Here is a 9909-nt window from a genome sequence, read left to right on the forward strand (position 1 = left end):
GAGTGATCGTGTGCTGGGTGCGTGTGCGCGGTGCTGATGCTCACCGCCGGGCGGAGATCAGGAGGACCGGGAGGTCAGCCAGACCATGGCGCCGATGAGCAGCGCCAGACCGCCGCTCCAGACGAACAGCCCCTCCGACACCGGTCCGAGAGAGCCGAGCGCGAAGCCCCCGGGCGTGCCCTGCGACTCGTAGGTCTTCAGGAAGGCGATGATGTCCTGCTTGTCCTCCGGGGGGATGTTCGCGTCGTTGAACACCGGCATGTTCTGCGGGCCGATCAGCATGGCCTCGTAGATGTGCTTCTCCTCGACGCCGTGGAGCGAGGGGGCGAACTTGCCCTCGGTGAGCGCACCGCCGGCGGCCGCGGCGTTGTGGCACATCGCGCAGTTGATGCGGAACAGCTCGCCGCCGCGGGTGGCGTCGCCCTCCTCTGCGTCGAGGTGCTCCTCCCCCGGCACCGACGGGCCGGCGCCCAGAGAGGCCACGTAGGCGGCCAGCTGCTGGGTCTGCTCGTCGTTGAACTGGGCCGGCTTCCGCTGCGCCTGCGGTCCCTGCATCTGCATGGGCATGCGGCCGGTGCCGACCTGGAAGTCCACCGAGGCCGCGCCGACGCCGATCAACGAGGGAGCGTCGTCGGTCCCCTCGGCGTTGATCCCGTGGCAGCTCGCGCAGTTGGCCGCGAAGAGCTTCTCCCCCTCGTCGATGTCCGAGGCGGAGTACTCCTGGGTCTCGCTGCTGGCCTGCGCCTCGTTGATGGTGGTGGCGGCGGCATACAGACCTCCGGTCACCAACAGACCCAGGAGGAGCAGTGCCACGCCGGCGAACGGGTGGCGACGCTTCTGTGAGAGTGCCTTCACGTGCCGTGTCCTAACTTCTCGGTGCGGGACCTGCGCTCCGCCCGCGGAGCGCGGTCGAGTGGACGGATGTCGATCGCCTGCCGGCGCCGTCTCCGGCGGGTGCGCGCTAGATGACGGTCGGCAGGATGTAGACGACGCCGAACAGGGCGATCCACACGACGTCGACGAAGTGCCAGTAGTACGAGATGACGACCGCCGCACTGGCCTCCTTATGGGTGAACTTCACGCTGAAGTACGCCCGGGCGATCACGTAGCAGAACGCCACGAGACCGCCGATCACGTGCAGACCGTGGAAGCCGGTGGTGATGTAGAAGGCGGAGCCGAAGGAGTTCGTCTGGATCGTCACCCCGTGGTGGACCAGCTCGGCGAACTCGAAGGACTGCCCGGCGATGAAGACCGCGCCCATGAGGAACGACAGGATGTACCACTCGACCATCCCCCAGCCCTTGACGTTCAGCAGCGAGCCGGTGCGGCGGGGCTGATGGCGTTCGGCGGCGAACACGCCGAACTGCGCGGTCACCGAGCTGGCCACCAGGATCACGGTGATCAGCGTCGCGAGTCGCAGGTCGAGCTCTGCGCTGTACTCGGACCACATCTCGGCCCGCGAGGACCGCAGCGTGAAGAACATCGCGAACAGGCCGGCGAAGAACATCAGCTCGCTGGTGAGCCAGACGATGGTGCCCACCGAGACCATGTTCGGCCGATTGGGCAGAGTGCGCGCCGGGACATTGGGGGCTTGGGTTGCAGACGTCACGGAGACATTATGGCCTGAATGCGGCGCTCTTCGCCATCTCTCGCAGGCGCGTGGCGGCCCTCCGATTCCACGTCAGCACGACGATCCCCCGCCAGCATCGGGGAGCGCGGCGCCGGCCGGATCCGTGAATGTGACCTAAATTTCTACGATATGTCGAACAACGGGCCGCGCGGAGGGCCCGGACGGGGGTCGGGACGGGCCTCCTCCGGGTGCCGCAGGGAGCCTTCCGACGACACGGGGACCGACGGCTGCGGCCCTGCGGGATATCCTGGCGGCGTGAGTGACCCAGCCGAGACCACCCCGTTCCCCGACGAGTCGCCGACGCCCCGTCCCGAGCAGCTGCCGGGCGGCTGGCCCGAGCTGCTCGAGACGCTGCTCGCCGACCGCGATCTCAGCACGCCGACCGCCGCCTGGGCGATGGACCGCCTGATGAGCGGCGAGCTCGCCGACAGCGAGGTCGCGGCCTTCCTGATCGCGATGCGCGCCAAGGGCGAGACCGCGGAAGAGCTCGTGGGCCTCAGCGCCACGATGCTGGACAAGGCCGTTCCGGTGCCGGTCCCCGGTCCGACGCTGGACATCGTGGGCACCGGCGGCGACCGTCTCGGCACGGTGAACATCTCGACGATGTCCTCGCTCGTGGCCGTCGGAGCCGGAGCACGGGTGGTCAAGCACGGCAACCGGGGAGCCTCCACCACCGCCGGCGCCGCCGACGTCATCGAGGCGCTGGGCGTCGACCTCTCCCCCGCCGCCGAGACCATCGCCGGCGCCGTCGACGAGGTCGGCATCACGTTCCTCTTCGCCGGATCGGTCCACCCGGCCATGCGCCACGTCGGCCCGGTGCGCCGTCAGCTGGGCGTGCGCACCATCTTCAACTTCCTCGGACCGCTGACCAATCCCGCCCGAGTCACCGCCCAGGCGTTGGGCTGCGCCCACGAACGGCTCGCCCCGCGGATGGCCGAGGTGCTGGCCGCCCGCGGCACCCGCGGCATGGTCTTCCGCGGCCGCGACGGACGCGACAAGATCACCACCTCCGCGGCCACCGACCTGTGGGAGGTCCGCGACGGCCGGGTGGCCCACCACGAGATCTCCCCGGAGCAGTTCGGACTGAGCCGTCAGCCGGTGGATGCGCTGGCCGGCGGCGACGGCGCGCAGAACGCCGCGCTGGTGCGTTCGGTCCTCGCCGGCGAGTCGGGCCCGGTGCGCGAGGCGGTGCTGCTCAACGCCGCCGCGGGACTCACCGCCCTGGACGAGGACCACGACGCCCCGCTGCCTGATCGGCTCCGGACCAACATGGCGCGGGCGGCCGCCTCGATCGACGACGGCGCCGCCGCCTCGGTGCTGCGCCGCTGGGTGGACTACACGACCTCCGGCCGCGCCTGACCCCTGAGGTCGCCCCCGGACCGCCCTGAGGCCGCCGGCGGCGCTGCGCGCGGCCGCGGGGACGTGCGTCCTGCTCTCCGGCGATCAGGAGGATGCAGGCGCCTCAGTCGGCCTCGCGCGGACCGACGTCGACGCCGTGGTGCGCGACGGATCCCGGAGCGCCGTCGTGCTGCGCGGCGCGCGGCTCGTCACGCTCCTCGTCGGAGTCGTCGTGCCCGAAGGGATCCCGGTCGACGCCCGGCGTCCAGGTGTTGCCCGGCACCGTCCATCCTTCCCTCTTCAGCGTCTTCTTCCAACGCCGCGACCAGCGGGAGTTGAGCCGGTCGACGTAGAGCCGGCCGTCGAGGTGGTCGTACTCGTGCTGCAGGATCCGGGCGAACCAGCCGGTGGCCTCGAAGGTCACCTCCTCGCCGTCGGCGTCGAGACCGCTGATCTCGACGTGGTGACTGCGCTTCAGCGGGAAGTCGCAGCCGGGGACGGAGAGGCAGCCCTCGCTCTCCTCGTCGCGGTCGGGCTCCTCCTGCGAGACCCGGCCGATCAGCCGCAGCCGCGGATTGATGAAGACGCCGCGGGCAGGCAGCCCGGGACCGGCCGGCGGATACGTGTAGGTGAAGATGCGCAGCCCCACCCCACCTGCGGGGCGGCCAGACCCACCCCGTGGGCGGCGTCCATGGTCTCGTACATGTCCTCGACAGGGTGCGGATCTCCTCGTCGACGACGCTGACCTCGGCGGCACGACGATGCAGCACCGGCTCGCCGTGGATGGTGATGGGGCGGATGCTCATGCGCATGATTCTATCGCGCACACGACGGCGGGCCCGCCGCGGAGCGTGTCCGCGACGGGCCCGCCGTCGTGTGAGATGCGTCCTGCCGGACGCGGGCGGCGACGCCGCTCAGTGGGCGTACCGTTTGCGGTTGTACTCCATCACCCAGCCGGTGACGAAGAACAGCGCCGGGATGCAGCCGAGGAAGAAGAACCACCAGCCGATGGCCACGCCGAAGAACACCATGGCGCTGGAGAAGCCCAGCCCCAGCGGCCACCAGCTCCACGGCGCGAAGTCCCCGTAGACGCCGGCCTGCTCATGGATCTCGCCCTCCGGGTTGTCGCCGTCCATCACCGGGTGGTGCTTGGCCGTCAGCCGCAGATAGAACCACAGCATGAAGCCCAGCCCGGCGGTGAGCAGCAGCAGCGGGAAGCCCGCCAGCTCCTCGAAGCCGGTCACGAAGCCGTAGACGAAGGCCACCACCAGGACGAAGACGCCCAGGGAGCCGAAGAGGGTCGCGTTGATCTTCATCAGATGCCTTCCTTGTCCTTCTGATCGGCCGGGCCGAACACCGAGCCGGCCGGGGACAGCTCACTGTGCCGGTCGGAGAGCTCCGGGTGGTGCAGGTCCAGAGCCGGGCGCTCCGACCGGATGCGCGGCAGCGAGTAGAAGTTGTGGCGCGGCGGCGGGCAGGAGGTGGCCCACTCGAGCGAGGCGCCGAAGCCCCACGGGTCGTCGACGAGGACCTTCTTGCCCTTCCGGTGCGTGATCCAGACGTTCCAGAAGAACGGGATCAGCGAAGCGCCCAGGATCATGGCGAAGACCGAGGAGAACTGGTTCATCGCGGTGAACCCGTCCTCGGGCATGTAGTCGGCATAGCGCCGCGGCATTCCCATCACGCCCAGCCAGTGCTGGATCATGAAGGTGCCGTGGAAGCCGACGAACAGCATCCAGAAGTTGATCTTGCCGAGCCGCTCGTTGAGCATCTTGCCCGTCCACTTCGGCCACCAGAAGTAGAAGCCGGCGAACATCGCGAAGACCACGGTGCCGAAGACCACGTAGTGGAAGTGGGCGACGACGAAGTAGCTGTCCGAGAGGTGGAAGTCCAGCGGCGGAGCCGCGAGGATGATGCCGGTCAGACCGCCGAAGAGGAAGGTCACCAGGAAACCGAGGCTCCACAGCATCGGCGTCTCGAAGGTGATCGACCCCCGCCACATCGTGCCGATCCAGTTGAAGAACTTCACCCCGGTGGGCACTGCGATGAGCATCGTCATCAGGGCGAAGAAGGGCAGCATGACGGCACCGGTGACGTACATGTGGTGCGCCCACACGGTCACCGAGAGGGCGGCGATGCTGATGGTCGCGTAGACCAGACCCTTGTAGCCGAAGATCGGCTTGCGGCTGAACACCGGCAGGATCTCGGAGATGATGCCGAAGAACGGCAGTGCGATGATGTAGACCTCGGGGTGCCCGAAGAACCAGAAGAGGTGCTGCCAGAGGATGGCGCCGCCGGACTCCGGGTCGAAGATGTGGCCGCCGAAGCGCCGGTCCAGACCGAGCCCGAACAGGGCCGCCGCCAGCGGCGGGAACGCCATCAGGATCAGGATCGCGGTGATGAGCGTGTTCCAGGTGAAGATCGGCATCCGCCACATCGTCATGCCGGGAGCACGCATGGAGATGATCGTGGTGATGAAGTTGACGCCGCCCATGATCGTGCCGAAGCCCGAGAGCGCGAGTCCGAAGACCCACAGGTCTCCCCCGACCCCCGGTGAATACGTGGTGTCGGCCAGCGGCGCATAGGCGAACCAGCCGAAGGACGCCGCGCCCTGCGGGGTCAGGAAGCCCGCGACGGCGATCAGCGAGCCGAACAGGAAGAACCAGAAGGCCAGCGCGTTCAGCCGGGGGAAGGAGACGTCGGGGGCGCCGATCTGCAGCGGCATCACCACATTGGCGAAGCCGGAGAACAGCGGCGTCGCGAACATCAGCAGCATCACCGTGCCGTGCATGGTGAACAGCTGGTTGTACTGCTCCTTCGTCTCCAGCAGCTGCATGCCCGGCTCGAAGAGCTCGGCGCGGATGAGCAGCGCCATGACGCCGCCGATGCAGAAGAACAGGAAGGAGGCGATCAGGTACATGTACCCGATGATCTTGTGGTCGGTCGTCGACAACCAGCTGACGACGATCTGCCCCTTGGAGCGCGGGACGACCGGCGCGATCTCGCGCGCGTCGTCGGCGCTGTACTCGTAGGTCGCCACGCTCAGTCCCCCTCGGTCGCGGTCACGTCGTCGTGACGGTTGGTGTTGCGGTCGTACTCGTCGCCGAGGTGCCCCTCGGGCAGCGTCTGCAGGTACTCGCGGAACTCGTCCTCCTCGACGACCTCCACGTTGAACAGCATCTCCGAGTGGTACTCGCCGCAGAGCTCGGCGCACTTGCCGTCGAAGCTGCCGACCTCCTGCGGAGTCAGGTGGATCTCGTTGGTCCGCCCGGGCACCATGTCCCGCTTCTGCAGGAACGCCGGGATCCAGAACGAGTGGACCACGTCGCGGGAGTTCAGCTGGAACTCCACCGGCTCGTCGACCGGCAGGTACAGGGTCGGCAGCTCCTCCTGCGAGCCCGACTCGCCGTCGAGCTGGCCCTGGACGCCGACCGAGTAGCGCTGCTCGCCGTCGTACTCGTAGTTGAAGTCCCAGGACCACTGCTTGCCGCGGACGTCGACGACGAGCGAGGGTTCCTCCTCGTCGGAGTCGACCGAGCGCTGCACCTGGTCGGTGTAGAAGAAGAGCACCCCGACCATGACCAGCGGCACGATCGTGTACATGATCTCCAGCGGGATGTTGTACGCCAGCTGGCGCGGGTAGCCGGAATCGCCCTTCCGGCGACGGTAGACCACCATGCACCAGAGCATGAGCCCCCAGGTCAGCAGACCCACCGCCAGAGCGGCGATCCAGGAGTTGACCCACAGATCGGTCAGTTCAGCAGTGTTGCTGGTGGTCTCTCGGCTGCCGGGCAGCCAGCCGCGCTGGACCTGCTCCGAACAACCCGTCAGCACCAGTGCCGCCGCGCTGGCCAGTGCGATGCCCTTGACTGCGCGCTGGCCTCGGCTGCCGGTTCGTCTCTCCGAACTCACAGACGGCCCTTCCTCTTCCTCGGTGTGCGAACGTGCTCGACACGTGGTGGGGCCGCCCCTCCCCCGCCTCGGCGGGGAAGGGCCGTCGACTCGGACGAGTGCTGGGCAGCACCCGGCGAGCCGCGGCGCGGAACGGCCTTGGACGCTTCGACCACAAGATTACTACCAACTGTAGTAGTTCGCCGCCCCCGGCGGTCCGCTGTGACACGGTGAGAACCGCCGAGGAGCCGGGATGACCTGGATCGACGGCGAACCCGTCGGCCGCATCCGTCGTCCTCCGGCCGCGCCGCGGCGCGGCGCGGCGCGGCCGGACGCGAAGAGGCTCCGCCCGTCCGGCGCGCCACCTCGGTGACGGCCGGTCGGACGGAGCCTCAGCATCGGCCGGATGTGGGCAGGATCTCCTGCCCGCTCCTTCTGCGGAGTCAGCCGACGATCAGTGGAAGGAGTCGCCGCAGGCGCAGGAGCCTCCGGCGTTGGGGTTGTCGATCGTGAAGCCCTGCTTGGAGATCGAGTCCTCGAAGTCGATGGTCGCGCCCTCGAGGTAGGGCACGCTCATCTTGTCGACGATGACCTCCACCCCCTGGAAGGAGCGCAGCGCGTCGCCGTCGAGCACCCGCTCGTCGAAGTACAGCTGGTAGATCAGGCCCGAGCAGCCGCCGGGCTGCACGGCGACGCGCAGGCGCAGGTCCTGACGGCCCTCCTGCTCCAGCAGCGAGCCGACCTTCTCGGCGGCCGCGTCGGTCAGCTCGACCTGGTGGACGGGGCGGCCCTCGACCGCGCCGGGGGTCTCTGCAACTTCCTGGGTGGGCGTGCTCATCGCGTGCACCTCTCTCGTGAGGAACGTCAGTGCTGGTCATGCCGATCGGTCCCGATCCTCGCCGGAAGTCGACGATCGGCGCAGAACTGGTCAGTGCTGGTCCGGACGATGCGGTCGGACGGATCGACCGGAGAGGCCGGACCGCCCGAGGCGTCGGACACCTCGCATGCCCGTCCTCTTCACCGTACCAACCCGACGGCGCTCAGGTTCATTCCCGCTACACTGGCGGGGTGTTCAGACGACAGAAGACGCAGACCGACCAGGAAGCCCGCGACCGCGACGTCGACGCCGCCGGTCACCACGCCGCGGCGGCCGGCGACGGGGCCGACGCGCCCCGGAAGCCGCAGCCGAAGGGCCGCCCCACCCCCAGGCGCCGCGACCAGGTGGCCGCGCGGAAGCAGCCGCTCGTCGCCGGCAGCCCGGCGGAGAAGAAGGCGGCCAAGCAGGCCCAGCGCGAGAAGATGCGCGAGCTGCGCGCCAAGCAGCGCGAGGCGATGGAGACCGGCGACGAGCGCTACCTCCCCGAGCGCGACCGCGGGGCGCAGCGCCGCTTCGTGCGCGACTGGGTCGACGCGCGCACCGGCATCGCCGAGTGGATGCTCGTCGTGGTGATCGTCTTCCTGTTCATCTCGCTGATCGTCGCCGAGCAGCTGCGCATCCTGATGTCCGGAGTGCTCTGGGCGATGGTGCTGGTGGTGCTCATCGAGGCCTTCTTCGTCGCCCGCGCCGCACGACGCCGCGTGGAGGAGAAGTTCGGGGAGCCGGAGCGCGGCATCCGCTTCTACGCGATCATGCGCACGCTGCAGATCCGCCGCCTGCGCCTGCCGAAGCCGCAGGTCAAGCGCGGCGAGCGCCCGAGCTGAGCCGCCGAGCGGCCAGCCCGCGATTGATCCGCCGGACCCACAGCGGCCCCTCGTAGATGAAGGCGCTGTAGCCCTGCACCAGGTCTGCGCCCAGCTGCAGACGACGCTCGACGTCGGCGGCGTGGACCACGCCGCCGACCGAGACGACCGTGGCCCCCGTCGGCAGGCGCCGCCGCAGGCGGACCAGCACCTCCTCGGCGCGGGCGGCCAGCACCGGACCGCTCAGTCCGCCCGCGCCGGCCGCCTCCACCTGCGCGGCGGAGGTGCGCAGTCCCTCGCGGGCGGTCGTCGTGTTGGCGGCGATCACGCCGTCGAGCCCCAGATCCGCGACCAGGTCCGCCACCGCATCGACGTCGGCGTCGGCGAGATCCGGGGCGATCTTCACCAGCAGCGGCACCCGGTGTCCGGGAGCATCCTCCATCGCCGCGTCGGCGGCCTCGCGCACCGCCTGCAGCAGCGGCCGCAGGGACTCGATGTCCTGGAGCTGCCGCAGGCCCGGCGTGTTGGGCGAGGAGACGTTGACGACCAGGTAGTCCGCCCAGGGGGCCAGCTCGCGGGCGGAGAATCGATAGTCCTCCACCGCCTCCTCCAGCGGGGTGGCCTTGGTCTTGCCGATGTTCACCCCGATGACCGGCACGTGGCGTCCGGCCGCACGCAGCCGCTCGACGCGCCGGCGCGTCGCCTGCAGCCGGCGCCGCACCTCGACCGCGCCGTCGTTGTTGAAGCCCATGCGGTTGATCAGTGCGCGATCAGCCGTCAGCCGCGCCAGCCGCGGTCGCGGGTTCCCCGGCTGGGCCCGGGCGGTGACCGTGCCGATCTCGATGTGGCCGAAGCCCAGCGCCGCCAGCGGCAGCACCGCCGCGGCTCCCTTGTCGAAGCCGGCGGCCAGGCCGAAGGGCGAGGGCCAGTCGCGGCCCAGCGCCCGGGTCCGCAGACTCGGTGCCGGCCGGGTGAGCCGTTCGACGGCGGCCGAGGCGCCGAGACGGTCCGCCAGCCGCAGTCCCGCGACCACCACCCGGTGGGCGTCCTCGGGGTCCATCCGGGAGAAGACCGTGCGGAAGAGCCGCGAGTAGACCGGAGCGGCGGAGCCGGCGTCCGGGCGGGAGGAGGTGGGGCGCGCTGTCGGCATGGCTCCATCCTAAGCGTCCTCCGTGGTCAGGGCCCCTTCGACGTCGCCGGGCCCGCCGTCCCGCGTCGCCCGGGATCCTCCGGCGAGCAACCCGATAGCATGCCGTCATGGACGTCTCCGACGACCCCTGCCGCAGCTCGGACGGCTCCGTCCTCGACGATGCCCTGCTCGGCGATTCGCCGCCGGGCGCGTGGGTGCCCGACGTGCTGGACGGCTGTTC

The 9909-nt window shown here is 69.8% G+C and carries 9 protein-coding genes and 1 pseudogene; 2 read left to right on the forward strand and 8 right to left on the reverse strand.

What is annotated here, in order from left to right:
• Positions 1-57: 57 nt before the first annotated feature.
• Both GU5_RS0111135 and GU5_RS0111140 read right to left on the reverse strand, forming a co-directional pair.
• Entirely contained in the window at positions 58-855 is a 798-nt protein-coding gene (locus GU5_RS0111135) for a c-type cytochrome (RefSeq protein WP_010525651.1), read from the reverse strand.
• Positions 856-961: 106 nt separating this feature from the next.
• Positions 962-1609 carry a cytochrome c oxidase subunit 3 gene (locus GU5_RS0111140; protein WP_083830504.1) on the reverse strand — a complete coding sequence of 216 codons (648 nt, stop codon included), beginning with the start codon at positions 1607-1609 and terminating at the stop codon, positions 962-964.
• 276 nt (positions 1610-1885) lie between these two features.
• Here GU5_RS0111140 and trpD point away from each other — a divergent pair, with 276 nt between their 5' ends.
• Positions 1886-2989: an anthranilate phosphoribosyltransferase gene (gene trpD / locus GU5_RS0111145; protein ID WP_010525653.1), complete on the forward strand. Its 1104-nt coding sequence runs from the start codon at positions 1886-1888 to the stop codon at positions 2987-2989.
• Positions 2990-3092: 103 nt separating this feature from the next.
• Here the strand turns inward: trpD and def are convergent.
• The 5 genes and pseudogenes from def to GU5_RS0111170 form a co-directional block, all read right to left on the reverse strand.
• Positions 3093-3774 (reverse strand): annotated as a pseudogene (gene def / locus GU5_RS16040) (peptide deformylase).
• Positions 3775-3882: 108 nt separating this feature from the next.
• Positions 3883-4284 carry a cytochrome c oxidase subunit 4 gene (locus GU5_RS0111155; RefSeq protein WP_010525655.1) on the reverse strand — a complete coding sequence of 134 codons (402 nt, stop codon included), beginning with the start codon at positions 4282-4284 and terminating at the stop codon, positions 3883-3885.
• Positions 4284-6008 carry a cytochrome c oxidase subunit I gene (gene ctaD, locus GU5_RS0111160; RefSeq protein WP_010525656.1) on the reverse strand — a complete coding sequence of 575 codons (1725 nt, stop codon included), beginning with the start codon at positions 6006-6008 and terminating at the stop codon, positions 4284-4286. Before ctaD ends, GU5_RS0111155 begins: the two co-directional genes overlap by 1 nt.
• 2 nt (positions 6009-6010) lie before the next feature.
• A complete protein-coding gene (gene coxB, locus GU5_RS0111165; protein ID WP_010525657.1) occupies positions 6011-6880 on the reverse strand; it encodes a cytochrome c oxidase subunit II in 870 nt (289 codons plus the stop codon).
• A 433-nt stretch (positions 6881-7313) separates the two neighbouring features.
• Positions 7314-7697, reverse strand: a complete 384-nt coding sequence (locus GU5_RS0111170; RefSeq protein WP_010525658.1) for an iron-sulfur cluster assembly accessory protein — start codon at positions 7695-7697, stop codon at positions 7314-7316.
• Positions 7698-7927: 230 nt separating this feature from the next.
• Here GU5_RS0111170 and GU5_RS0111180 point away from each other — a divergent pair, with 230 nt between their 5' ends.
• The gene (locus GU5_RS0111180; RefSeq protein WP_010525659.1) at positions 7928-8560 is read left to right on the forward strand and encodes a DUF3043 domain-containing protein; all 633 of its coding nucleotides are present in this window, start codon (positions 7928-7930) and stop codon (positions 8558-8560) included.
• Here the strand turns inward: GU5_RS0111180 and GU5_RS0111185 are convergent.
• Complete coding sequence (locus GU5_RS0111185) at positions 8535-9689, reverse strand: quinone-dependent dihydroorotate dehydrogenase (protein WP_010525660.1); 1155 nt, start codon at positions 9687-9689, stop codon at positions 8535-8537. The genes GU5_RS0111180 and GU5_RS0111185 overlap by 26 nt on opposite strands.
• Positions 9690-9909 lie beyond the last annotated feature (220 nt).

This window comes from Nesterenkonia sp. F (assembly GCF_000220985.1).
Taxonomy (GTDB): Bacteria; Actinomycetota; Actinomycetes; order Actinomycetales; family Micrococcaceae; genus Nesterenkonia.

What these genes read in the sequence shown, in the direction of transcription:
- GU5_RS0111155 (WP_010525655.1), bottom strand. Translation starts at nt 4,284, where the DNA reads ATGAAGATCAACGCGACCCTCTTCGGCTCCCTGGGCGTCTTCGTCCTG.
- GU5_RS0111170 (WP_010525658.1), bottom strand. Translation starts at nt 7,697, where the DNA reads ATGAGCACGCCCACCCAGGAAGTTGCAGAGACCCCCGGCGCGGTCGAG.
- GU5_RS0111185 (WP_010525660.1), bottom strand. Translation starts at nt 9,689, where the DNA reads ATGCCGACAGCGCGCCCCACCTCCTCCCGCCCGGACGCCGGCTCCGCC.